Annotated in this window: 20 protein-coding genes; 9 read left to right on the top strand and 11 right to left on the bottom strand. The window is 45.1% G+C overall.

Annotation, left to right across the window (positions count from 1 at the left end):
• Positions 1-40 precede the first annotated feature (40 nt).
• Positions 41-1,177, top strand: a complete 1,137-nt coding sequence (locus tag GTQ38_RS02300) for a Gfo/Idh/MocA family protein (RefSeq protein WP_161433602.1) — start codon at positions 41-43, stop codon at positions 1,175-1,177.
• Positions 1,178-1,290: 113 nt separating this feature from the next.
• Here GTQ38_RS02300 and GTQ38_RS02295 read toward each other — a convergent pair whose 3' ends face one another.
• The gene (locus tag GTQ38_RS02295) at positions 1,291-1,755 is read right to left on the bottom strand and encodes an ASCH domain-containing protein (RefSeq protein ID WP_161433601.1); all 465 of its coding nucleotides are present in this window, start codon (positions 1,753-1,755) and stop codon (positions 1,291-1,293) included.
• Positions 1,756-2,028: 273 nt separating this feature from the next.
• Between GTQ38_RS02295 and GTQ38_RS02290 the strand changes: the two genes are divergently transcribed.
• From GTQ38_RS02290 to nadD, 6 genes are read left to right on the top strand one after another with little or no spacing between them, the layout of a single operon-like run.
• Positions 2,029-3,081: a sugar phosphate isomerase/epimerase family protein gene (locus GTQ38_RS02290; protein WP_161433600.1), complete on the top strand. Its 1,053-nt coding sequence runs from the start codon at positions 2,029-2,031 to the stop codon at positions 3,079-3,081.
• A gap of 10 nt (positions 3,082-3,091) precedes the next feature.
• A complete protein-coding gene (locus GTQ38_RS02285; RefSeq protein ID WP_161433599.1) occupies positions 3,092-3,844 on the top strand; it encodes a 3-keto-disaccharide hydrolase in 753 nt (250 codons plus the stop codon).
• Between the two features lie 43 nt (positions 3,845-3,887).
• Complete coding sequence (locus GTQ38_RS02280) at positions 3,888-4,700, top strand: 3-keto-disaccharide hydrolase (RefSeq protein WP_161433598.1); 813 nt, start codon at positions 3,888-3,890, stop codon at positions 4,698-4,700.
• Positions 4,701-4,758: 58 nt separating this feature from the next.
• Positions 4,759-5,616 carry a YicC/YloC family endoribonuclease gene (locus GTQ38_RS02275; protein ID WP_161433597.1) on the top strand — a complete coding sequence of 286 codons (858 nt, stop codon included), beginning with the start codon at positions 4,759-4,761 and terminating at the stop codon, positions 5,614-5,616.
• Complete coding sequence (gene gmk / locus GTQ38_RS02270) at positions 5,616-6,206, top strand: guanylate kinase (RefSeq protein WP_161433596.1); 591 nt, start codon at positions 5,616-5,618, stop codon at positions 6,204-6,206. Before GTQ38_RS02275 ends, gmk begins: the two co-directional genes overlap by 1 nt.
• Positions 6,203-6,787: a nicotinate (nicotinamide) nucleotide adenylyltransferase gene (gene nadD, locus GTQ38_RS02265; protein WP_161433595.1), complete on the top strand. Its 585-nt coding sequence runs from the start codon at positions 6,203-6,205 to the stop codon at positions 6,785-6,787. Before gmk ends, nadD begins: the two co-directional genes overlap by 4 nt.
• A 37-nt stretch (positions 6,788-6,824) precedes the next feature.
• Here nadD and GTQ38_RS02260 read toward each other — a convergent pair whose 3' ends face one another.
• The 5 genes from GTQ38_RS02260 to GTQ38_RS02240 all read right to left on the bottom strand — a co-directional run bounded on the left by GTQ38_RS02260 (position 6,825) and on the right by GTQ38_RS02240 (position 11,903).
• A complete protein-coding gene (locus GTQ38_RS02260; protein WP_161433594.1) occupies positions 6,825-7,331 on the bottom strand; it encodes a nicotinate-nucleotide adenylyltransferase in 507 nt (168 codons plus the stop codon).
• A 145-nt stretch (positions 7,332-7,476) separates the two neighbouring features.
• The gene (locus tag GTQ38_RS02255) at positions 7,477-7,872 is read right to left on the bottom strand and encodes a hypothetical protein (RefSeq protein WP_161433593.1); all 396 of its coding nucleotides are present in this window, start codon (positions 7,870-7,872) and stop codon (positions 7,477-7,479) included.
• A gap of 189 nt (positions 7,873-8,061) precedes the next feature.
• Entirely contained in the window at positions 8,062-10,023 is a 1,962-nt protein-coding gene (locus GTQ38_RS02250) for a sialate O-acetylesterase (protein WP_161433592.1), read from the bottom strand.
• A gap of 59 nt (positions 10,024-10,082) precedes the next feature.
• Entirely contained in the window at positions 10,083-11,048 is a 966-nt protein-coding gene (locus GTQ38_RS02245) for a CAP domain-containing protein (protein WP_161433591.1), read from the bottom strand.
• Positions 11,049-11,168: 120 nt separating this feature from the next.
• On the bottom strand, positions 11,169-11,903 hold the full coding sequence (locus GTQ38_RS02240) for a DUF6503 family protein (protein WP_161433590.1): 735 nt from the start codon (positions 11,901-11,903) through the stop codon (positions 11,169-11,171).
• A 264-nt stretch (positions 11,904-12,167) separates the two neighbouring features.
• Here GTQ38_RS02240 and GTQ38_RS02235 point away from each other — a divergent pair, with 264 nt between their 5' ends.
• Complete coding sequence (locus GTQ38_RS02235) at positions 12,168-12,518, top strand: toxin-antitoxin system YwqK family antitoxin (RefSeq protein ID WP_161433589.1); 351 nt, start codon at positions 12,168-12,170, stop codon at positions 12,516-12,518.
• A gap of 74 nt (positions 12,519-12,592) precedes the next feature.
• On the opposite strand, the gene GTQ38_RS02230 is transcribed toward GTQ38_RS02235, so the two are convergent.
• The 3 genes from GTQ38_RS02230 to GTQ38_RS02220 all read right to left on the bottom strand — a co-directional run bounded on the left by GTQ38_RS02230 (position 12,593) and on the right by GTQ38_RS02220 (position 19,432).
• Positions 12,593-14,845, bottom strand: a complete 2,253-nt coding sequence (locus GTQ38_RS02230; RefSeq protein WP_161433588.1) for an inorganic phosphate transporter — start codon at positions 14,843-14,845, stop codon at positions 12,593-12,595.
• Between the two features lie 214 nt (positions 14,846-15,059).
• Positions 15,060-17,888, bottom strand: coding sequence for a TonB-dependent receptor (locus tag GTQ38_RS02225; protein WP_161433587.1), 2,829 nt, complete (start codon positions 17,886-17,888; stop codon positions 15,060-15,062).
• Between the two features lie 104 nt (positions 17,889-17,992).
• Positions 17,993-19,432, bottom strand: a complete 1,440-nt coding sequence (locus GTQ38_RS02220; protein ID WP_161433586.1) for a hypothetical protein — start codon at positions 19,430-19,432, stop codon at positions 17,993-17,995.
• 222 nt (positions 19,433-19,654) lie between these two features.
• On the opposite strand from GTQ38_RS02220, the gene dgt reads away from it, so the two are divergent.
• Positions 19,655-20,998 carry a dGTP triphosphohydrolase gene (gene dgt / locus GTQ38_RS02215; protein WP_161433585.1) on the top strand — a complete coding sequence of 448 codons (1,344 nt, stop codon included), beginning with the start codon at positions 19,655-19,657 and terminating at the stop codon, positions 20,996-20,998.
• Here dgt and GTQ38_RS02210 read toward each other — a convergent pair.
• Together GTQ38_RS02210 and dxs are read right to left on the bottom strand one after the other, a co-directional pair.
• A complete protein-coding gene (locus GTQ38_RS02210; protein ID WP_161433584.1) occupies positions 20,995-22,104 on the bottom strand; it encodes a DUF3078 domain-containing protein in 1,110 nt (369 codons plus the stop codon). The two genes, dgt and GTQ38_RS02210, sit on opposite strands and share 4 nt — an antisense overlap.
• Positions 22,091-23,884, bottom strand: a complete 1,794-nt coding sequence (dxs, locus tag GTQ38_RS02205) for a 1-deoxy-D-xylulose-5-phosphate synthase (protein ID WP_161433583.1) — start codon at positions 23,882-23,884, stop codon at positions 22,091-22,093. Before dxs ends, GTQ38_RS02210 begins: the two co-directional genes overlap by 14 nt.
• Between the last annotated feature and the right edge of the window lie 41 nt (positions 23,885-23,925).

Below are 23,925 nucleotides of genomic sequence, written 5' to 3'. Positions count from 1 at the left end.
TTACAAACACAGCTAACAGCTAAAATAAGAACATAAGAAAATGGCAAAGAAAATACGTTTGGGTATCCTTGGAGGGGGGGGAGATTCCCTTATCGGAGTACTACATCGAGTAGCCTCCCATATCAACGACAATTACGAAATTGTAGGAGCGGTCTTTAATCCGGATCACGAGGCGAATCTGGCATTCGCGAAGGAAATCGACATTCCCACTAACAGGATTTACAAGGATTTTGATACCCTGGTAGAGGAAGAAATGAAGCTTCCGGAGTCTGAGAGAATGCAGGTGTGTTCCATTCAGACACCCAATTTCCTGCATTTCCCCATGGCGAAGAAACTGCTGGAAAATGGCTTTCACGTGATATGCGAAAAGCCCATGACCACCACCTACGAAGAAGCCAGGATACTTCAGGAAGCGCACCAGAAGGCGGGGACTGTATTTGCAGTAACCCATACTTATACGGGTTATCCAATGGTACGTCAGATGCGTGAGATGATCAAGGCCGGCGCCCTGGGTAAGATACATAAAGTAGATGCGAGATATTACCAGGGATGGATCAACCCCATTATCCACGACAAAGATAAAAGGTCTTCTGTCTGGAGACTGGACCCGAAAAAAGCCGGGATCAGTTCCTGTATGGGCGACATAGGGGTACACGCCTTCAATATGATAGAATACACTACCGGACTACAGGTAAAATCCCTGCTTTGCGATTTCAATTACCTATATGAAGACAACCAGATGGATGTAGACGGTACGGTGCTTATCCGGATGGGAGATTATGTTAAGGGGGTCATTCGCGGAAGCCAGGTGGCAACAGGCGAAGAGAACGGACTGGCGATCAGTATTTACGGAGAAAAGGCGGGATTCCGATGGGAACAGGAGAAACCCAATTTCCTTTACAGGTTAAGCGATACGGAACCGGTTCAGATCTACAAACCCGGCCATGCCTATAATTCGGACTTTTCTTTGGACGGCACAAAACTTCCACCAGGACATCCGGAAGGGATCTTTGATGCCATGGCCAACATCTATCTTGGAGCAGCCCGTGCAATACGGGGCGAAGACCAGAATGACGGGGCTTTCCCAACCATGTTGGACGGGGTAAGAGGACTCAACTTTATTGAAGCCACTGTAGCCTCCCATAAAGGCGGCAACGTCTGGGTGGATATGGACTAGGTGAGCAAAGTAAGATAATAATTAAGGTGTCGTATCTCGACTGCCCGTCCGACCGAGTCATCCGGGCGCGGCGCTCGATATGACACCTTTTTTTATTTCTTCAAGGTCGAAACTTATCTTTCGAAGACTTTTTCAAAGATCTCGCAAACCACGATCATGCTTTCCCTGGGCACCCTGCCATGGGGTTCCAGTTCTCTGGTGTAGTAATCCCAATGCGTTTTTTTCCAGTAATCCAGGGAGCCGTCTCCCTCCCCTTCAATCTTGGCATAGGAAGATCGAATACTGAAAAAAGGTTTTAGCCTTACCGCAACCGTGCGTACAATACATTTGGCCTTTCCTTCCCAATCCGTGATAATGGTGAAATCACCGATCTTGGGAAGACGTTCCTTGCGGTACTGAAGTCCTAAAAGCGAATGCGAAGTAGCCCTCTTTTTGCCTTTCAATACAAGGCCAAGGCATTCATTGGCATCCTTTTCATTATCGCAAAAGTGAGTTACCCTGGGCTCGTCAGCAAAGGCGTATTCAGTATGCTTATCCAGGTAATCGCCCCACAGGTTTCTTGCAGATGCGTTTTTCATAGACGGTAAGATTTGCTACAGGGAATAGGTACTGTCATTTTCCCAATTTTTGACGGTCTTAAATACAACGTTTTAATCCGCATTCGTAGTATGGTTTTTATCAAAAAAGTTGGTTTGGATTCGCGAACTTATTTTTCTTTTAATCTTTTGTATTTCCTATATTTATAACTTCCCTTAAACAGGAAGTTTCAAGGAATTCTATCTTCTAAATATAGGATTTAATTCTTAAAATTTACACAACGTAACCATTAGATTAATTCAAGGAACCGCAAAATGAAAACAATTAAAGGACCCGCCGTCTTTCTGGCACAATTTGTAGACGATAAAGCACCATTCAATTCGCTGGATGGTATGTGCAAATGGGCGGCAGACCTGGGGTACAAAGGAATACAAATTCCAACCTGGGAGAGCTTTCTGATCGATATTGACAAAGCTGCCGAAAGCCAGGATTATTGTGATGAGCTTAAAGGCAAGATCAACTCCTACGGATTGGAGATCACCGAATTGTCAACCCACCTGCAGGGGCAGTTGGTTGCTGTGCATCCGGCTTACGACCTGATGTTCGATAATTTTGCCCCCGATAGCGTAAAAAACAATCCAAAAGCCCGGACGGAATGGGCAGTTGATGTGGTTAAGAAGGCTGGAACGGCCAGCAGGAGGCTGGGAATCAAAGCGCATGCAACCTTTTCAGGGGCCTTGTTATGGCATACCTGGCACCCATGGCCTCAAAGGCCGCCCGGACTGGTAGAAATGGGTTTCGAGGAGTTGGCAAAGCGATGGTTACCTATCCTCGATCACTATGATGAAGAAGGTGTGGATGTATGCTATGAGATACACCCGGGAGAAGACCTGCACGACGGGGATACCTTTGAACGTTTTCTGGAGGCCACCGGAAATCACAAAAGGGCCAATATCCTCTACGATCCAAGCCATTTTGTTTTGCAACAGCTGGATTATATCACCTATATAGATCATTATCACGAGTTTATTCGCTCTTTCCACGTCAAGGATTCCGAGTTCAATCCGACCGGAAAAAAAGGAGCGTTTGGAGGCTATAATGACTGGGGAGATCGTGCCGGCAGGTACCGCTCTCTGGGCGATGGACAGATTGATTTCAAGACGATCTTTTCCAAGCTGACCCAATACGGATGCGATGTCTGGGCGGTGATGGAATGGGAATGTTGTATCAAGAGTCCGGAGCAAGGTGCCAGGGAAGGGGCCAAATTCATCCAGGACCACATTATCGAAGCTACGGAAAAAACCTTTGACGATTTTGCCGGGGGGGATATAGATCAGGAAATGTTGAAGAAAATATTAGGAACCTAAATAGAATCCGATGAAAAGAATTGTAATCGCGGTATTGATCTCCACCTTTTTCCTCGGGTGTAAAGGCAAGGCTGAAAAGCAAGACATGGCGGATTCCGAGGACATGACTGAAGAAGTGCAACAAGAACAGGAAAAGGAATGGACCATTCTTTTTGACGGCTCTTCTTTTGAACATTGGAAGGGTTACGGTGAGGATGAAGTACCAGATACCTGGAAGTTGGAAGACGGGGCCATGGTATTTTACCCTCCTGAAGAACGTCCGGAGGGAATGAGCTATAATATCGTCACCAAAAAAGACTATACCAACTTTGTGCTCTCCCTGGAATGGCGGATCGCCGAAGCAGGAAATAGTGGCATTTTCTGGGGTATCAAAGAAGACGAAAAGTATGGACAACCTTACGAGACCGGACCGGAAATTCAGGTGCTGGACAATGAAAAACACCCGGATGCCAAAAACGGCACCACTCACCAGGCCGGATCACTTTACGATATGGTGGCTCCATCGGAGGATGTCACAGTTCCGGTTGGGGAATGGAATAGCTGTGTGATAACCATTAATCATGAAACCCAGCAGGGGAGTGTGGTTTTGAACGGTAAGGAGATAGTGAACTTCCCTGTTTCCAATGAGGCCTGGAACGAAATGGTCTCCAAATCGAAGTTCGCGGATTGGGAAGGATTTGGGAAGTATACCACGGGCAAAATTGGCTTACAGGATCACTGGGATGTCGTGGCATACAGAAATATTAAGATCAAAGAATTGTAAAATCGTCTTCATACGCTGAAGCAGTAATACCAAAAACCAACAAATGAAAAACTGTTATTTTTTTGTTCTGGCACTCCTTATTCTTTCTTGTAAAGGAGAAGCGCAGGAAGTAAAGGAGTCTGACCAGATGGCGGTACCTGAAGTAATTGTTCATGAAGAATACACCGGCGAGGAGCCCACTAAACCAGAAGAGACCGAGTTTTATGAGCCGGTTCCACCTACGGTAAACCCAACCGGGCAGAATGGGGTACCCAGTGACGCCATTGTTCTTTTTGACGGCAGTAATTTTGACTCCTGGATGATGGCCAGGGACAGTACCGAAGTATCCTGGTATCTGAATGATGATGGAAGTATGACCGTTAAGGACAAGACTGGAAATATTCGCACCAAGCAGAATTTTGGTGATGTACAATTGCATTTAGAGTGGCGCTCCCCTGCCGAAGTTCAAAGAGAGGGGCAGAACAGGGGTAACAGCGGTGTCTTTCTGAATGGACTCTATGAGGTACAGGTTCTGGACAACAATGATAACGACACCTATGTGAACGGGCAGGTAGGCTCTATCTACAAGCAACACACCCCTCTGGCTAAGGCGTCCGTGCCCACCGGGGAATGGAATTCCTATGATATTATTTACCACGCTCCGGAGTTCAACGAGCAAGGCCAGAAAATAAAGTCGGGTAGGCTTACCCTTATTCACAACGGGGTGCTGATCCAGGACCATGTAGAGATCAAGGGAACTACGCCATATATAGGCTGGCCTAAGAACCCGGCACATGGTAAAGGACCTCTTATGTTACAGGATCACCAGGATAACAGTAGGGTCAGCTACCGGAATATTTGGATACGTGAATTGTAAGCTTCACGCTATCAAAGCTTAAAATTTAGCTACCTTTGGCGAAATCTAAAATCGCGATATGATCCAATCCATGACAGGATTTGGGAAGCATGTGGTACAGCTTCCATCGAAAAAGATCACCGTTGAGCTAAAATCTCTCAATAGCAAGAGCCTGGACATTAATGCCCGGATGCCTGCTACCTACCGGGAGAAGGAATTGGAGCTTAGAAAAGCGATAGCCGAGGAACTGATCAGGGGAAAAGTGGATTTTGGATTGTATGTTGAGATGACCGGCAGCGAGACTACCGCAGAAGTAAACCAGAATGTTGTACGCCAATATATGAATCAACTACGCGGTATTGCTGATGGCGATGAGTTGCGATTGCTGGAGATGGCCGTGCGACTACCTGATGCCTTGAAAACGGACAAGGATGATATTGACGAAGAGGAATATCTCACAATCCGGGAAAGCCTTGGAAAAGCACTGCAAGAGGTAAACCGATTCCGGACTGAGGAAGGCAAGATACTGGAAAAGGACTTTCTGGATCGAATTGCAGGTATCCAAAAACTACTAACCCAGGTGGAGGCCATGGACCCGGAAAGGCTTTCAACCATCAGGGAAAGACTGGAAAAAGCCGTATCGGATCTTAAGACTGAGGTGGATGCCAACCGTTTTGAACAGGAACTTATCTACTACCTGGAAAAATACGACATTACTGAAGAGAAGGTCCGACTGAAGAATCACCTGGATTACTTCAAAGAAACGCTGAATTCTAAGGATTCAAACGGGAAAAAGCTAGGTTTTATCAGCCAGGAGATCGGAAGGGAGATCAATACAATTGGTTCCAAAGCCAATTATGCCCCTATGCAGCAGCTGGTGGTACAGATGAAAGATGAGTTGGAGAAAATTAAGGAACAAATGCTGAATGTACTCTGATGAAGGGAGGTAAGCTTCTCGTATTTTCGGCCCCTTCCGGAAGTGGAAAAACCACCATAGTGAGGTATCTGCTGGAGCAACCCGAACTAAATCTCGCTTTTTCAGTCTCAGCTACCTCAAGGCCCAGGAGGGCGAGGGAAAAGCACGGGGAACACTACTATTTCATATCCATCTCAGAGTTCAAAAACCACATTAAAAATGGCGATTTCCTGGAATGGGAGGAGGTCTATCGCGATAATTTTTACGGAACTTTAAAAAGTGAGGTGGAACGGCTCTGGGCCGAAGGTAAAAATGTCATTTTTGATATAGACGTAGCAGGAGGTCTTAGAATAAAACGGAAATTCCCTGAACAGACCCTGGCCGTTTTCGTTAAACCCCCAAGTGTAGACGAGCTAAAGATCCGCCTCAAAAAAAGAAGTACCGAAAGCAATGACAAGATCAATATGCGCATTGCAAAGGCTTCAGTAGAACTCGCAACGGCTCCACAATTTGACAAGGTTATCAAGAATTACGACCTGAAAGTTGCCTTAAAAGAAGCTCATAAGCTGGTAGCAGAATTCGTAGGGGAACAAGCAGATGAAGAGGAATGAAACAGGTTGGACTTTATTTTGGCACCTTTAATCCCATACACATTGGCCACCTGGTAATTGCCAATCATATGGTGGAGTTTTCGGATCTTGATGAGGTTTGGTTCGTGGTCACCCCTAAAAGTCCTTTTAAAGTAAAGAAAACCTTATTGGACAACAATCACCGCTTTCAAATGGTATACGAAGCTGTAAAGGATTTTCCCAAGCTTATCCCCAGTAAGATCGAGTTTGATCTGCCACAACCGAACTATACCATCAATACGCTGATTCATTTGGAAGAAAAGTACCCGGAAGGATACCGCTTTTCCCTGATCATGGGAGAGGATAATCTTCAGAGCTTTCACAAATGGAAGAACTACGAGCTCATTTTGGAACGCCATCAGTTGTATGTTTATCCCAGGATCACAAAATCCGAAACTCCGGATAATCTAAGAGAACATCCTAATATACATTGGATTGACGCGCCAATAATGGAAATTTCTTCCACCTTTATCCGCAAGCAACACAAGGCAGGTAAAAACATCCGGGCTATGCTGCCGGATACTGTGTGGAAGTATATGGACGAAATGAATTTTTACAAATAAATTCAACCTCTTCGTAAAGCGACTACTACTCCAAGGCCTATTGAAATTCCCCTTTCTCATTTACTTTTACACGAAGGATCTCATCTCCATTCCGGAGTTTTAGTTTGTAACTCTGTGTTGCCCCATCCTCATGGTTGTATGATACTCTATACACTTCACCGATAACCTCCCATTCCGGGAATCTTTTTTGTACGGCTTTACCAACCGCTTTGGGAAGTTTCATATCCCTGAACTTTTCGATGGTTCTCAGAATTTTACCTTCCTGATCGTAAACCGCAACGATCTTACCATCCGGGATATAAAAATTAACGGTATAGAATTCATAATCGTCCTGGTAGAATTCCGCGTCCTGTACATCAAAAGTGGCTACTTCTTTTCGCAAGCGTTTTACGGGGATTGCAGCCTCTGTATTATCCGTCTGGTCCAGGTATTTGTAATTGACCGCCATTACTACTACCTCCGTGAGTACTTCCGTTTTTACTTCCTGAGAAAGTACCTGAGCTGTAAAACCAAGCGCCAGGGTATATAAAACCAGCCTTTTCATAACATGGGCTTTTAGTTTGGCAACTGTGTTGCTAAAGGATTAGTGATAAAGGTAAGTGAACCCGCTGTGTAGTAATATGACAGGGATCAGTTCTAAGAATGATGGCCAGAGGCTGCTTCGGCCTCCCGGGAAGCAAGAAAAGGACCTATTTTAACAGGTCTTGTGCCCAGATTTTCGCTTCGTCCAGGGAATTGAAGACGCCCATTGGGCAGGCTACGAATTTTTGCTCCAGCGCGGCTATTTTTCTGCTCATTTCGTTGTAGGCGACCACCCCGTATCCGATGAGATTGGAAAAGATCTCTTTGGCTTCCATATGTAAGGTAGGGTCTATGGAATAGGAATTCTTACGATCGGAAATATACACCAAAGAGGTATCCATGTCGTAATATTCCATGCCAATGGAGAACAGCGGCAAGGCCTTTTCAAAGGTGACCACTGTACCTTCCTTGATCTCGGAGATCACCAGGTTCGGATAGAATCGAAAGACGCCAATATCCAATTCGTGGACCGCCAACAAATTGTTTGTAAGGGAATGAATCATGGGAACTCTTAATTTTCCTAATTAAGATACGAAAACTATGACTATAATTTGTAATCCTAATCAAAATTCAAAAGCCATACTTCACTTAAATAGGTTGATTGGCCATAGATTATAGCTGCTTAAAGGACCACTTGTCAGTCTATTTGAAGAATAAAGAATTCACGGAACGCCACTTTGCATTCCCTACGATCAATCCCACTGATCTGTTCTAAAAGGGGTGGCAGGGAGACCTTCTTCGTTGTAAAGGTTTGCCTTATTTGGGTTATCTCCCCAGGCGTAGCGAACGGCCACCGGTTCCTTGATTTCCGACGCATGCACCTCAATAGTGTTCCCGGAAATTCGGGCATTGGCCCATACGAATTTTTTGTCTGCTCCGGCTATGGCAAAACCACCAGGCGCATTGCCATCACTGGTTTTAAGGCCACTGTCCGCATAGTTGAATTTTAGGATCAGTTTGCCTTTATCCGCAGACATTTCACGAAAAACAGGACCTGAGGGAATTACTTTTTTGCCGTACGCCAGTTTTTGAGCCGCAAGTCCAAGTCGATAGCCCACATCCTGTTTATTTCTGGGGTGAATGTCGTTTTCCTCCCCAATATCTATGATAACAGCCTGTGCCGTATTGGGTAGTTCCATGGCCCTGGTCTGAGACTCCCGAAGTATTGCCCAGCTGCTGGCTTCCGATGGACCTTTTGGAGCCATAAAGTTTGCCAGTTGTACGTAAAGGAAAGGAAATTCGCCCTGAGCCCAAAGCCCTCTCCAACTGCTGATCATGGTTTTGAACAGATCAGCATAGGCAGAAGCATCCTTTTGGCTTCCCGCGTTGGATTCCCCCTGGTACCAAAGCACTCCCTTAATGGGGAATTTGAGTATGGGATGGATCATCTTATTATAAAGAAGGGTAGGTTGCTGGTTAGCAGACTGGTCAGCGTTATTCAATCGAACCATGCCCACTTTATACTTCCAGGAACCTGCCAGGGAAATTTCCTCATCCCCCACTTTAAGGTTAAGAAGTTTGGAATCTCCGTATATACCACCTCCGCCACCGGTATCATCTACCCTTACGGTTATAATATTGGTCCCTTCTTTCAGATATTTGGAAGGCACCTGGTATACTCTGTTCTTGTTGTAGGCCTGCTCCATTTCTCCAACCTTATGACCGTTGACCCAGGTCTGATCACTGTCATCTATAGGCCCCAGGCTTAAGGTCGCATCTGCCATTTGCCTTCCTTTTCCCAGGGTGATCGCCTTGCGAAACCAAAAGACACCGTCTGTTTTCTCCCAACCGTTCTGCTCCCATAAAGCCGGAAGATCCATAGTTTTCCAGTCACTGTCTTCCAGGTCTTTTGCGGCCCAGACCGCCTGATCATCAGTCATTCCCTTATCTTGTTCCGGAATTTCACCTAGCTTACTCTTGAGCATTTTCAGGAATTGCGCCTTTTCTTCGCTCCTTTTTGCCTCGAGCTCAGCTGCCATTTTCCCTGGATCCTCATAGCCCAGGTCTTCTGCACGTATCCAGGGTTCAATACGGCTTCCTCCCCAGGAACTGTTCAATAGACCTATGGGGACGCCTTCGGATTTGTGAATGAATCTTGCAAAAAAATACCCCACTGCTGTAAAGTCGCCAACGGATTCCGTAGACGACACTTCCCAGGAACCCCCCGCGAGTTTCGCTTCGGGCAATGAAGAAGAGGAGCGGGGGACCTTAAAATGCCGGATATGCGGATAATTCCCATTGGCTATCTCAGTTTTAGCATTGTTGGAATTCGCTACGGTCCATTCCATGTTGGACTGTCCTGAACACAGCCATACATCTCCGATCATCACATCGGTAAAGTTGATCTTTTCTTCTTCACTTGTAATTTGCAGGGTATAAGGTCCGCCGACCTTTTGGGTTGGTACTGATATCTCCCAATATCCATCCGCACCGCTAAGGCCATTAAAGTTGTTACCATTAAAGTTGAGTTGTACCTCTTTGTTAGGTTTAGCCCAACCCCATATTTTGAGAGGTTGATCCCTTTGCAGCACCATATGGTCAGAGAAAATTTTAGCGGCTTCCAGCTGCGCATTAAGAGGAGTTGCGAAACCAAAACTCACTAACAATAATAGATGAAAAAGCCGATACTTCAGGAGGTTGGGAAGCGTATACATTCGTCGATTTTTAGGATACTCCTAAAAATACGAAAAAAGAGGTACCTCTGGTAGCCTGATTACCGTAAGGGATCGAACAGGATCACCTGGTATTCGTAATCCACGAGCTCATCATTTAGGGTTACCCCGCTGATGCTTACGGTATAGGCCCGGTCTTCTTCTGAATTCAGGTCGATGCCGTCTGGCACCCATACGATAGTAGGATCTCCATAAACGGTGCTAAGGGCTTCTACTTGCAAAGAGATATTATTCCCATTCAGGTCCCTTACGCTCACGCTTGCAGTTGAAAAATCAGCCCCTGCAATCGAGAACGACCATCGGGGATAGACTACAGCGTCCGGAACATATCCTTCTGGTGGCCATGCGATGAATTCCGGAGCGTCGCCTGGAGGAGTTCCGGCATTACCGAGAACCCAAATAGCGTTGGCCTGATCGGTATTTCCGATCCCTATCTCAGCAAGTCTGGGCCAGAGCAGCCATCTTCTGTGGCCGACAGGTCCGTTATTCGCTCCCTGGTCCCGGACATAAGAAGTTATGGCTTCCGCATTTCTTGTTAAAGTAAGCAAGGAGTTTCCGGCACCCTCATCCCCATCACTGGTATAACATTTCCAGCTGTTTGGAGGGTTGTGCTCCAACTGGTTGTTAGCGTCCATCATTAAAGCCGCATGTTGCGCTTTCATACTCTTAGTGGCGTTTTCCGAGATGGTATTGTTCAGGCCTGCGGCATTCCTGAAGTAACTCAAACGCATAAAAATCTTGTCTTTTGTGGCCTGGGGTACCTCGCCGGGATCACAGCCAGGTTCGTCCCCATTCCAGGCAGTGTCTGTTGGGGTGGTCTGAGAAGCCAGGTAAAGATCTTCGTATAAGGTTTTGGCGGAGAGGCGGGCTGTATTGTCTACAGGAAGTTCCTGTTGCATTTCTTCCTCAGGCGCGTCTGAGTTGTCGTCACTACAGCCGATGAGAAAAACCAGACAGCCACATAAACTTAGGGTTAGGATCTTGGACAGGGATTGGGTAAAACGCATAAGGCATGATTTGTTACGATAAAAACGGCATTAGTGCGGTTTTGGTATCCATTTTTCGACGAACGGATACCATCGTACAAATAAGGCAATCCAAAATCCTTTAAAGTGACCTGATTCGGCTTAAAACCCGGATGCTTTGGTGAGCGTGTCCTTACCTAAAAATTGTTCATTCTCATTGTAGTACCAACTTCTTACTTTCGGCATTTTGATACCTGAAACCTCTTCCATTCCATTGAGTAAGATATATTCTCCGCCTTTCTGCCCACTTGGGCTTTCGGGATCCTTGCGATAGAATTGGTACACTTCCATGGCATAGGTATTTGGATCAAAATAGAAATACCAGATATCACTGCCAACGCTTTCTTCATAGGTCACTTTGAGTACCAGGTAGGTCTTCCCTTTAAAGGTTTTCTCCTGGACCTTTGGGTCCAGAATAGTTCCGGGATCCTTGAGCTTCATGGGTAGACCATATAGGTAGGTGTAGTAATTCTTCATGGTTTCGGCCCGCTCACAACTAAGGCGGTGTTTTGCCGCCTCTTCCTCAGAAATTGTCGTGCTGCCATTGAGCTTAACAGTGCAGTTCCCTTTGTCCAGAATGTATTCTGATCCAATATCGTCTTTAGTAGCTTTCAGGCTGAAATAGGTGGATGGCAGGTCTATAGTTACAATACTCATACGGTCACTAGACTTTGGCGTAGACATCGTAATAGACAATTGCCCTTTAAAGTTCTCCCACTGTCCCTGGGGGTCGTGGTAAGCAATGGATCTGGCGAGTAATTCCGATCCTGAAAGTGATTGGGCCATGCCGTAGAGGCCCCAAAGAATGCAAAGGGTTCCAAGGAAAAGTTTCTTCATGAGATTGTATTTCAGATTGCTTAAGGAAAGTAACCAAATATCATTGAGGGCTAAAGGCTGTTTTGTAAATTTTTTTCGATGAATGTAAATTCTTACGAGGGGTAATTAAAACCATAAATAGTTAAAAATCAAAGGTTAACGCCTCCAATGTTAAGTTAATGTAAATTAATTGTTAGATAAAGATTGATTCAACGTAAAATAATCGTATATTTGTTACGTTAATGTAAATGAAGATAGCAGATTTCAATTAAATCAAGACGAGATATGAGGATTTTAATTACCATAATAGCCATTGCAATTACTGCGGTAGGATATTCTCAAGATATTAAGCCCAAATTCGAAAAAGAAGGAGAGTCCGTAAAAGCTACATATTATCATGAAAATGGTGAGGTAGCCCAGTTGGGATTTTTCAAAGAAGGAAAATTACACGGGGAATGGAAGATGTATAATGAAGATGGGAAGAAGATAGTAATGGGCCAGTACAATCTTGGAAAGAAAACAGGGAAATGGTTTTTCTGGGAAAAAGATGGATTGAAAGAGGTGGACTATGCGGACAATAAGATCGCGAATGTCGTCAAATGGAGAAACTCAGAAGCCGTTGTGCTAAATAAGTAACAGCTAAAACCCCCTAAGGATCCCGATGTTCGCATCGGGATTTTTTTTGCCCTAATCCAGGGTAAATGTCTTGTTTAGACCTGGATCTCGTTAACGTGAGCGTCATAGATCTCCAGCAAATTCATGGTAGCTGTAAGCAAATCTTTAGTTTCGGAAAGTAGACTAAAATAAAGCGCCGTATTTTTTGGGCTTGATTCATCATCCCTTGTCCGGGCCACCTGTTTGGCAATTTTCTCATTGATATGGTCAAAGAATGTGTTCTTGTCAATGATAAGCGGAGTGAGCTCCGTATAGTCCTTGGTTTCAAATACCCTGGTTACCTTGGAAAAAAGATCATCCATATAGTGATCCGTTTCTTTAAGGTCTTTGATCTGGTTAAAGCGCAGCTTTTTGTGATTGTTATTCACATGCTTATAACCGGCCTTGGAAATGTACTCTAGGGATTGGGTCATATCTTCAAGGTAGTTCAGCATTGAAATATAAAAGTTACTGGTCCCTACACTGGACTCATCCAGGTTTTTGATGAAGTAGAAAATATTATCCTTTAGCTCTTCTACTTCTGCCTCCAGTTTGGTGATGCCCTTTTTGCTCTTCTTAAGGCGGTCTAAGTCGTGTTTGGCCAATCCATCTATACAGGAAGTATAGATCTTATTTGCTCTTTTCATGGTCAGGGCCACATTGTCCGCACTTTCCTCGATCAGTTCTTTAATGGAGCGACTCTCCGCTTTTTGCAGACGTTCTTCCCTGTTGATCTCCTTCATCTTTTTGTTGTGTGAAAGGTAGTTCCTTCCAATAAGTAAAAATGCCAGGATCAGCAGGGCAGCTATGGCCCAGACACCTCCGAGATGAATGGTGTAAGCAATAATAGCAGCGGCGGTAAAGGCGCTCAAAGCAGTAAAAAACCAACCGCCGATGACGTTCAGCACCCCTGCAACCCGGTATACCGCGCTTTCAGGGCCCCATGCTCTGTCCGCAAGGGATGATCCCATGGCCACCATAAAGGTTACATAGGTGGTTGAAAGCGGAAGCTTCATGGAAGTCGCGATGGAGATCAGCACACTGGCTACCATGAGGTTCACCGCGGCCCTGACCATATCAAAAGCGGGCAATTCCTGGGCACGTGTTTTTGGAATGTAAACGTAGGGTTTTAAAAAGCGGGAATCTATCTTTTTCTGCAGACTTCTTGGAAAAAGTCCGGTAAAATTTTCTGTTGCCCTTATGGAATACTTGACAATTACCCTGGAAAGGTAATTGGGTTGAAAGCGTTCTTCCCCTTCGTCTTGGCGGGAAAGGTCTACACTGGTCTTTACCACATTCTTGGCCTTGGAAGAAAACCAAAGGGTGATGACCATGATAATGCCAGAAAGAAGCAATAGCAATGTCGGTGTCTGCACGGCCGCCGTAAGGCCCTCCATGGTGTATTCATTCGCGTTGATGCCGGATCCCTGCCAGGCCTCAAAGGATTGTAAGGCCGCTATAGGCACCCCAATGAAGTTTACCAGGTCGTTTCCGGCAAAGGCCATGGCCAAAGCGAAAGTTCCAAGTATGATGATAAGTCTGTAAATATCCCACTTAAACACTGTAGTTACTGCCAGGGATACCAGGGACCAAACGATGAAATTTCCAAGCAGAAAGAGCTCCGTATTCAAAGCTATGAATTCGTTTACGGTCCCGCTTAAGACGGCTGCGCTTTTCAGACCTTTTACGATGATAAAGTAAATGATCCCGGTTATAGCAAACCCCCCGAATAGGGCTCCAACCCATTTGGGTTGTTCCTGGAATTTAAAGGAAATGAAAACCCTGGCAAGGAATTGTACCAGTGCTCCTATAGTGAACGCTACCACAACAGATAGCAAAATCCCTAAAATGATCTGGGTAGCCTTATCGGTATTGATGTAGTTACCCAGGGTTGATATGGTACTGTCTACCGCCACGATCTTTACCATGGAAATGGCCACCGCGGCACCCAAAAGCTCAAAAACAATGGAAACAGTGGTCGATGTGGGGAGGCCCAGGGTATTGAAAAAGTCGAGCAATAGTATATCGGTGATCATAACCGCCATAAAAATGATCATGATCTCGGCAAAGAAAAATTCTCCGGGATTAAAGATCCCCTTACGGGCCACCTCCATCATCCCGCTGGAAGACATGGCGCCAAAGGCAATACCAATACTGGCCACTATCATGATGGTCCTGAAGGAAATAGCTTTAGAACCAATAGCGGAATTCAGAAAGTTAACAGCGTCATTACTAACGCCAACCACCAGGTCAGTGATGGCCAGGATCGCCAGAGCGACGATCATAAAGAGATAAATGTTTTCCCCCATTAAGCGTCAATTAACCACAAAAATGGCATTATAAGTTGGTTACAGTGTTAAAATAAAGTTATGAAAGCAGCTTGCTGCCGTACGGCCCTAAAGTACGTTTTCAGAAAGAATGTTGCAACCACTTCTTTAGTTTACAGGATTTTGCGAAATGACAGGAAGAAAAAACAAAGAAACCCCCGTTTGTACGGGGGCCTTCGTATAAACTGGCTTATCCTTAAAACCTTAAACTATAACCTAAAGAAAAGGCCCTCCCCGGACTTCTCTTGGAAAAGGTACGATTTTCTGCTCCAAAGGATTCGTACTCGCTTTCCACATCGTCTTTGAGTAAGTTGCTTACTCTGAAGCTAATACTTTGATTGTCGTTTTCTCCAAAGGCCTTGGTGAGATTGAAATTCAAATTGTGAAATGGCATGGTAAAAACATCGGGGACAAATCCGGTTCCCACCACTTGTAAGGTCTTGCCCTGAACATTATAGAACATCCCTATTTGCAAACCGTTTTCTTCTCCCTGATAGCTCAATCCGGCATTGATCAGGAATGGCGACTGCCCCTGAAGCTCTCTGGAATCTCCCAGGGTTTCTCCTTCCCGAAGTCCCAATTCTCTTAGGTTTCTTTCCTGCTCACTAAAGATCTGCTTGGAATCGATGATCGAAGTGTTGATATTAACGCTAAAATTACTGAAGGCGGCAGCAAGGAAACCAAGATTCTTTCTCAACTCTAATTCCACACCAATTACCTCGGCATCACCTAAGTTCCTGGGAGTGAAGTTATCTGAGGAAGACTCAAAATACGTCAATTCTATGGGGTCCTGAAAGGTCTTGAAGAATCCGCTAATTGCTATCATCTCTGCACTTTCGCCGTACCACTCAAGTCTTAGGTCAAAATTATTGATGTAGGTAGGTTGCAGATCGATATTACCGATGAAGGTGTTATTCGATAGTGGATCGAATATCTTCGCGATGGACGCTTCCTTAAAAGAAGGTCTTGCCGTAGTCCTGGAGTAAGAACCTCGAAGATTCATTTGTTCTGTCAATTCATATATCAGGTTTGCTGTCGGGAAGAAATCAAATTTGTCCAGAATGGTCTCGTTATCAAAGATCACCTTGGCCGGGTCATTGATGTCCCTGTTGTCCTCACCGGTATAAAGCGACTCGAACTTCTCTACTCTTAAACCCAGGATGGTCCTAAGTTTGCTTCCAATTTTAAACTCATTGGACACATAACCGGCAATGTTCTGCTGGGTGGCTTCAAAGGTATTTGCAGGTTCCGCTATGGAGATATCCGGATCGATAAAAGATCCGGAATTATTTTCCACCGTCCACAGGTTTTCTTCCAGCAGTATATTATCAGCTATTCCCTCGAATTGTGTTGTAGTGGTATTATTTTCAATCTCGAAATTCAGGATACTAAAGTCCCTTTGCTTATAGGAACCAAATGCCCCGAATTGCAGTTTCGCGTCTTTATTAGACAATTTGTACTTCCTGGTGAAGTCCAATTTCGCTACGGCGTTAATTTCCTCCAGTTCCCTCCATATCCTTTTGGGCTGATTATTTTGAGGTATTGAAATTATATCCTCTTCCACCTGGAAGGAGGTTGTACGAATGTCCTTATCATTAATTCTTGACAGTGTAGGAGAGAGTGCCCATTCCGTAGTCCAGGTCGCATCTTCGTTAGTATGTGTCCCGCTTAACAAGGCATTGGAAATAGATCTTTCCGTATACTCCAGGTTGTCCTTGGAGAAAATGATAAAGTCAGTAAAATTCAAGGTCTGACTAAAGTCACCGGCGGTAGATTCCCCGTTTTGAATATGAAGTAAATTGAGCCGATACTTCGATTTCTTAGTTTTAAAAGATCCACCTAATAAACCGCTTAGGAGCACGTTGTTCTTCCCAATATCCCCGGACTGTGTTCTATCTGTTGCAAGTTCAAATACAGAACGGTCCGGATCCCTTCTAAAGAAGTTGTTCTCTGCGTCTTCAAAGAAAGTTGTAGTATTCCGGTAAGAGGCAGAGGCGAGGAATCCAATTCTATTTTCCCCTTCTCCAACATTGTATTGGTTCCCGGCTGTAAACCCAAAATTGTAGTTCATAAAACTACTTTCTCTAAGAGCGGACAGCGTGGGAGTAAATTGCTTCGTAATTGTAGTAAGCCTTGGATCAAATTCAAAACGGTTTGGGATATCCTGATTCCGGTTGATCGGAACATCTCTTGTACCATCATCAAAACCTAAGAAATCAGTATCCCCACCCTGGTAGCTTAGGTATTGATCATTAAAGTGCATATCAGGGTTGAACGATCCGCCCACGGAAAGACTATACTCCTCTTTTGTCGGATAATCCTTGGTTACTATATTGACGATACCTCCGGTAAAATCTGCAGGGTAATTGGCTGATGCGGATTTAAGGACCAATACGTTATCAATAATATTAGTTGGAAAAATATCTAACTGAATGGTGTTCCTGTCCGGATCCAAGCCAGGTATGTCAACGCCGTTTAAGATAGATTTGGTATAGCGGTCCCCAAGTCCCCTTACATAGACGTATTTACCTCCTTGTACAGATACCCCGGGAACTTGTTTAATGGCTCCCGCCACATTACTGGAACCGGACTTCTTAAAGGTTTCCGCAGAAAGACCATCTAAAAGATTGACAGCCTTCTTCTGAATACCTAAAACCGCGGTCTCTGTATTTTTTCTTACACTTACGGCAACAACTACCTCGTCCAGCCCTTCGGCCAATACCTCCATGTTTACATTTACCGTGGTGACTGCCCCTTCCTTAACTTCAATATCACTGATCTCTATTGTTTTGTACCCCAGAAAAGAATAAGACAGGGTATAAACACCAGGATCCAGCGAGAGTACGTAATTACCGTCAAAATCCGAAGTTGTTCCGGTAGTTGTGCCTTTAACAACAATATTGGCAAAGGCGATGGGATCTTGAAATTCAACATCGATCAATTTCCCGGTTACCTCTCCTTTTTGAGCAAGGGCAAATTGAAAAAAGAGACAGCTAAGCAATAAAAATTTAAAACGCGTCTTCATCAAAATATGTATCAATTGGATTTTTCTTAACAAACCAAATGCCCGCCTCTGTGAGGCGAGCAATTAGTAGAAGATTATTATATGAGCTTGGTTTGACGGATCAATTAGAAACCTAAGCCAGCTTTATTATTTGAATATGTCCAACTAAAGGCAGAAAGTGTAGCACCTACAGTGTTAGCTCCTTCGTCTACCATAGTAGTCCAGGCAGCCGCTCTTTCTGTGAAGTCAGGCATAAGGATAATTTCATTTTCGTCAACATCGTTGGAATCATCGTCATCGTCACAATTCGAAATACAACCAACTTTTTCCTGGAAGATCGAGTTGTCAAAACCTACCACTTCCCAGGCAGAGAAGGTAATCAAGCCATCAAGGAAATTCTGAGAAACCTCATTGTTATCCAGTTCAACGTCTTTCCCATCCTGGAATCCAAGAGCGTAAACGTTATTAGTAGCCCCTTGCGCGTCGCTTCGGTAATCTGCGTATTCACCGTTTGGCGCTACGGAACTACCAAAGATTGTCGCGTTTTGCAGTACAAAAGAGCCAGTCGCTGATCCTTCAGGGCCGTCTATTTCGAAAGCGTGATCCGAAACATCGCCGGCAACCACCACCACATTGTCAACAGTTCCTGAATAGGCCTGGTCAATGTCTATAGCATCATCTCCCTGAGCCCAAACGAACAGGTTTGAAGCGTTTACAGTTCCTCCGAAGAATTCTATTCCATCATCCACGTTGGCTACCACCTCTATATTGTCGATTGTTGTTCCTGAACCAACAGCACCCAGAGTAAGACCGTTGATTTCATTTCCTTCCCCGATCAGGGCTCCACCGTGACGGATGGAGATATATTGAAGCGTTCCGCTGTCATCCGCGTCATTTGGCGCATCACCAGGACCGTATAGTCCAAAGGTGTCATCCGCAGGAATTCCTTCTATTTGTACTTCAGTAACATCATTTCTAAAAGAGGAGGCTGCTCTTCCAAGAACAAGTAATCCACCCCAAAGACCTCGGTCGTTCTCACCCAGATTGGTTCCGGCAGTCTGACCAACAACAATGTTGTCCGCTTCAGCGGTGAAAATGATTGGGCTTTCGGCGGTACCTACCGCTTCAATTTTAGAATCTCTTTGTACGATCAAAGCTGAAGCCAGGGAACCAGATCCAGGCCTACCCTTAATAATGGTACCTGGCTCAATGGTAAGGGTAACACCTTTCCCAACTACCACTTTACCAGCTAAGAGATATATATTACTTGCTTCCCAGGTAGTGTCTGATCCTATTTCTCCGGAAACTGTAATTATTTCTGCACAAGAACCACCGAAATCAACGGCGGTCTCATCTCCGTTCTGGATACCGTCATTACAGGTAGCCACTTCGTTAGTACACGGTTGGCAATTAGGACCACCACAGTCTACATCTGTTTCTCCCTGATTCATCACACCATCATTACAGGTTGCCAATGGCTCTATTATTGCAGGCTCATCATCATCTCCGCAAGAAGAAAGTGTTAGTGCTGCTATGGCTAACATGGATAAGAGTAATTTTTTCATTTGTCAAGTATTTTATCGTTTTATGAGTTTTGGCTCGATTATAATTAGACACTGCAAATAAAATCAGCGGCTGTAAAAGTCATGTTAGCCACAGATTAAAGATTCATTGCCTTAGCGTTACTTTAATGTTATGAGATTAACGGAGTGTTAAGAAGTAAGAATAGTCTGTAGACCGGCCCTTTTTAAAAAGATGTATCTTGCGCCGGAAATGAATTAAGGCCTATGAAATGGGAAAAACTCCTTTCCTTAAAGCGCTTCGGAGATACCCGAAAAAGAGAACGTAAAGATCAGGATGAGACCCGCTTGGGTTTCGAAGTGGACTATGACCGGGTAATATTCTCCTCCGCCTTCAGAAGTTTGCAGGACAAGACCCAGGTGATCCCACTTTCGGAAACGGATTTTGTTCATACCCGGCTTACACACAGCCTGGAAGTCTCTGTTGTTGGGCGTAGCCTTGGAAGGATAGCCGGCAGGGAAATATTGAAAAAGCACCCGGAACTGGAGACGGATCTGGGCTATGGGTTTAATGATTTTGGGGCGATCGTTGCCGCAGCGGCCCTGGCCCATGACATCGGGAACCCCCCTTTCGGTCATAGTGGGGAAAAGGCTATAGGCGCATTTTTTGCAAATGGGGCAGGTAAGAAGTACCGCGACTCCCTTAGCCCTAAACAATATCAGGACCTGGTTGATTTTGAGGGGAATGCGAATGGCTTCAAATTGCTCAGCGAATCACGGGAAGGAGTGCCCGGAGGACTTAGACTAAGCTATGCTACCCTGGGAGCCTTTACGAAGTACCCCAAGGAGTCCCTCCCTAAAAAACCCAGCCGTCATATTGCGGATAAGAAATACGGTTTCTTCCAATCGCAAAAGGCCTTTTTCAGTGAACTTGCCGAAGAGCTGGGCCTGGCCCAGACCCGTACAGGAGAGGACATTTCCTATTCCAGGCACCCGTTGACCTTTTTGGTGGAGGCCGCCGATGATATCTGTTATACTCTTATCGATTTTGAAGACGGGATTAACCTGGGTTGGATCTCCGAAGATTACGCCCTGGAGTATCTTATCAAACTGGTTAAGGACCGTATTGATATCAAGAAGTTCCATGGAATGGGTAATAGGCAGGACCGCCTGAGTTACCTGAGAGCAGTTGCTGTTCAGACCCTGATCACCGATGCGGTAGAGGTATTCCTGGATAATGAGAAGGCCATATTGGAAGGGACTTTTGATGTAGCCCTCCTGGATAAAAGTAGGTTTAAGGCGCAGATAGAAGATATTATTCAACTTAGTGTAGAGAAGATCTACCGCTCGCAGGAGGTTGTGGAAAAGGAAATTGCAGGATATCGCATCATTTCGGATATCCTGGAGGTATATACCGAAGCCATGGTCAAAAGCATGCAAGGTCTGGCTTCTAATTATGATAAATTGGTCGTTGGAACGCTACCTGAGATCAACCGGAAGCCGGGAGTAGATCTTTACGAGGTTTTGCTGAACAGCTGTTGTTATGTGGCCAGTTTGTCCGATGGTTCCGCAGTCCATATCCATAGGAAGATCACGGGCAAAAGCCTTTAGAAGGTATAGGCCATACCTATTCCCAATAGTTGTTTGAATTGGATCCTGGGCTCTCCCGGATCTGTTACCGTACCGTCTTCCGCGAGCTGCTCATCGAACAAAATATCATCGTCATAAATGATGTGAGTACCTATATTGGCGTTGATGTATTTGTTTACCGTGAGGTCAAAATTCAGTTGCCAGTCTATATCCACGTTTCCGAAAGAGCGAAGGTAATCCGTGTACATACTGAGTTTGTGATTCATAACCACATTTTTAAGGACCTGCTTTTCCAGACTGTTGGTAAGCAAAAATCCAAGTTCCATAAAGGTGTTCTTTCCGGGTACCAATACATTGCCTTCGTCATCCAAAACAGCTTTGTCTACTCCGAAGGCACCCCGATCTGCCAGGTCCTGATCCAGCACAAATGTGGACTTAAGGGTGATTGGTGAAATATAGAGATTAAAATTCTTCCCTTCAGGGATATAAGAGGCACCAGCCCCCATAAAAAGATAACCCGGAGCCATAAACCTGGATATTGGCGTCTCGCGGTCCGGATATTTGAAACCATCGGCAAACTGGGTGTTGAGGTTGGCTTTTACCGAATAGTACCAGCTGCTGATAGTATCCTGCCTGTAACCGAAAGTAGAACTGAGCCTGATCGCGTCGTCTGTCTTACGCCATACTCTGCCTTCCTGGGCGTTCCACCCAAAGCGTAGTTCAAGATCGTTATTCCACTGTACGTAACGGAATTTGTAATTACGGGCAAAGATCGCGTTCCCGATGGCAGATACAGAGTTGTCTCCACCGGCATTCCAGTTCACAAATGCAACTTCGCTGAGATTCACTGTTATTTTATTCCTTTTCTCCCAAAAGGAAGGTGGCCTGAAGCGCTTGAAGCGTTGGGTCAGCGGCTTAGTTCTATTAAACGAAACGCCGGGATTCCGGAGCTGTACTCCCCTTGGAATAAAACGGATCTGTTCCTGTTGCTTCCGGATAACTATGGTGTCTACAACGGTAGTGTCTGGTGTCGCGGGGGTGGGAATGCTGTCTTGAGCATGCAGCATTGCCCCGGCCAGAAATAGCAGGCAGCTGTAAAGTATGCGCTCCCGCCTAAGGATTCGCATAGCGCGTTTTAGTAATTGCGTTTTTAAGGGATTCCGGGTCAATGCCTGCTCTTTGATGTAATTCTGATACCTGGCCGTGTTCTACAAAATGGTCCGGTATTCCGTAAACTTCGATGTTGTTCTTATAATTATGGGTAGCCGCGAATTCCAGTACGGCACTCCCAAAACCTCCGGTTTTACAACCATCTTCTACGGTAATAATATGTTTATAGCGGTCAAAAATATAATGCAATTGTTTTTCATCCAAAGGTTTAACAAATCTCATATTGTAATGACCGGGGTTTTGCTCATTATCCAATTCTTCAATAACCTCTTTTACTGTGTTGCCAATGTGCCCAATACTGAGTATCGCGACACCCTCTCCTTTTCGCAATTCCTCGGAACTCCCAATGGCAATTTTATTGAAAGAATTTCTCCAATTCAAATTTACCCCTCTACCTCTGGGATAGCGAATGGCAAGCGGACGGTCCAGGCCAGTTTGTGCGGTGTACATCATATCCCTGAGCTCCATTTCGTTCATCGGTGAGAAGATTACTAAGTTGGGAATGCATCTCAAATAAGCCAGATCAAAGACGCCGTGATGCGTAGGGCCATCCTGACCCACGATACCTGCCCTATCCAGGCAAAAGATCACTGGTAAATTTTGCAGGGCTACATCGTGTATTAGCTGGTCATAGGCTCTTTGAAGAAAGGTAGAATATATGTTACAAAAGGGGATAAGCCCTTCCGTGGCCATTCCGGCTGCAAGGGTTACCGCGTGCTGCTCCGCAATGCCAACATCAAATGCCCTGTCTGGAATTTCCTCCATCATATATTTCAGGGAACTGCCCGTAGGCATGGCCGGAGTGATGCCTATTATTTTCTTGTTTTCCCAGGCAAGTTCTACGATCGTATGCCCAAAAACATCCTGGTATTTCGGTGGCAGGTCAGATCTTCCCGACTTTAGTATCTTTCCGGTTTCCTTATCAAATTTCCCGGGTGCATGGTAGGCAACCTGATTTTCTTCTGCTTTTTGAAGACCTTTTCCTTTGGTGGTAATGATATGCAACAACCTTGGCCCTTTGATCTCTTTCAGGCGTCCCAGGGCAGCAAGCAATGCCTGCAGATCATGCCCGTCTACCGGTCCGATATAGTTAAAATTGAGGCACTCGAAAATATTTTCGTCCTTGGCTGTGCCTTTTTTTACGTTTGTGAGGTATTTTTTCAGCGCACCTACGCTCGGGTCTATACCAATGGCATTGTCATTTAATACTATCAGTACATTCGCATCGGTTACACCTGCATGGTTGAGGCCTTCAAAGGCCATTCCGCTGGCTATGGAGGCGTCTCCTATGACGGCGATATGATCCCTTTCTTTTTCCCCCCTGAGTTTAGCGGCCAGGGCCATGCCCAAAATCGCTGAGATTGAAGTGGAGCTATGGCCGGTTCCAAAATGGTCAAAAACACTTTCGGTACGCTTCGGAAAACCACTGATCCCCCCGAGTTGCCGATTGGTATTGAAGATCTCTTTTCTGCCGGTAAGGATCTTATGTCCGTAGGCCTGGTGACCCACATCCCAAACAAGCCGGTCTTCCGGAGTGTTGAAAATGTAATGCAGGGCAATAGTGAGCTCTACCACCCCAAGGCTGGCCCCTAAGTGGCCTTCTTTTGTGGAGACAATATCTATGATGAATTCCCGCAATTGAGAAGCCAGTAGCGGAAGCTGATCCGGTGATAATTCCCTCAGATCTTCAGGTCCCGAAATTTGGGCAAGGATGTTTTGGTCTAAATCAAATTTCATCAGTTAACAAAGCTACAACTTTTGTGAGTTTGGTGCTGTTT

Source organism: Poritiphilus flavus (genome assembly GCF_009901585.1).
GTDB lineage: Bacteria > Bacteroidota > Bacteroidia > Flavobacteriales > Flavobacteriaceae > Poritiphilus > Poritiphilus flavus.
This window is presented reverse-complemented; position numbering and strand designations above follow the sequence as displayed.

What these genes read in the sequence shown, in the direction of transcription:
- GTQ38_RS02280 (WP_161433598.1), top strand. Translation starts at nt 3,888, where the DNA reads ATGAAAAACTGTTATTTTTTTGTTCTGGCACTCCTTATTCTTTCTTGT.
- GTQ38_RS02285 (WP_161433599.1), top strand. Translation starts at nt 3,092, where the DNA reads ATGAAAAGAATTGTAATCGCGGTATTGATCTCCACCTTTTTCCTCGGG.
- GTQ38_RS02245 (WP_161433591.1), bottom strand. Translation starts at nt 11,048, where the DNA reads ATGCGTTTTACCCAATCCCTGTCCAAGATCCTAACCCTAAGTTTATGT.
- GTQ38_RS02235 (WP_161433589.1), top strand. Translation starts at nt 12,168, where the DNA reads ATGAGGATTTTAATTACCATAATAGCCATTGCAATTACTGCGGTAGGA.
- GTQ38_RS02220 (WP_161433586.1), bottom strand. Translation starts at nt 19,432, where the DNA reads ATGAAAAAATTACTCTTATCCATGTTAGCCATAGCAGCACTAACACTT.
- dgt (WP_161433585.1), top strand. Translation starts at nt 19,655, where the DNA reads ATGAAATGGGAAAAACTCCTTTCCTTAAAGCGCTTCGGAGATACCCGA.
- GTQ38_RS02240 (WP_161433590.1), bottom strand. Translation starts at nt 11,903, where the DNA reads ATGAAGAAACTTTTCCTTGGAACCCTTTGCATTCTTTGGGGCCTCTAC.
- GTQ38_RS02210 (WP_161433584.1), bottom strand. Translation starts at nt 22,104, where the DNA reads ATGCGAATCCTTAGGCGGGAGCGCATACTTTACAGCTGCCTGCTATTT.
- GTQ38_RS02300 (WP_161433602.1), top strand. Translation starts at nt 41, where the DNA reads ATGGCAAAGAAAATACGTTTGGGTATCCTTGGAGGGGGGGGAGATTCC.
- GTQ38_RS02255 (WP_161433593.1), bottom strand. Translation starts at nt 7,872, where the DNA reads ATGATTCATTCCCTTACAAACAATTTGTTGGCGGTCCACGAATTGGAT.
- gmk (WP_161433596.1), top strand. Translation starts at nt 5,616, where the DNA reads ATGAAGGGAGGTAAGCTTCTCGTATTTTCGGCCCCTTCCGGAAGTGGA.
- GTQ38_RS02230 (WP_161433588.1), bottom strand. Translation starts at nt 14,845, where the DNA reads ATGGGGGAAAACATTTATCTCTTTATGATCGTCGCTCTGGCGATCCTG.
- GTQ38_RS02290 (WP_161433600.1), top strand. Translation starts at nt 2,029, where the DNA reads ATGAAAACAATTAAAGGACCCGCCGTCTTTCTGGCACAATTTGTAGAC.
- GTQ38_RS02295 (WP_161433601.1), bottom strand. Translation starts at nt 1,755, where the DNA reads ATGAAAAACGCATCTGCAAGAAACCTGTGGGGCGATTACCTGGATAAG.
- GTQ38_RS02260 (WP_161433594.1), bottom strand. Translation starts at nt 7,331, where the DNA reads ATGAAAAGGCTGGTTTTATATACCCTGGCGCTTGGTTTTACAGCTCAG.
- dxs (WP_161433583.1), bottom strand. Translation starts at nt 23,884, where the DNA reads ATGAAATTTGATTTAGACCAAAACATCCTTGCCCAAATTTCGGGACCT.
- GTQ38_RS02275 (WP_161433597.1), top strand. Translation starts at nt 4,759, where the DNA reads ATGATCCAATCCATGACAGGATTTGGGAAGCATGTGGTACAGCTTCCA.
- nadD (WP_161433595.1), top strand. Translation starts at nt 6,203, where the DNA reads ATGAAACAGGTTGGACTTTATTTTGGCACCTTTAATCCCATACACATT.
- GTQ38_RS02225 (WP_161433587.1), bottom strand. Translation starts at nt 17,888, where the DNA reads ATGAAGACGCGTTTTAAATTTTTATTGCTTAGCTGTCTCTTTTTTCAA.
- GTQ38_RS02250 (WP_161433592.1), bottom strand. Translation starts at nt 10,023, where the DNA reads ATGTATACGCTTCCCAACCTCCTGAAGTATCGGCTTTTTCATCTATTA.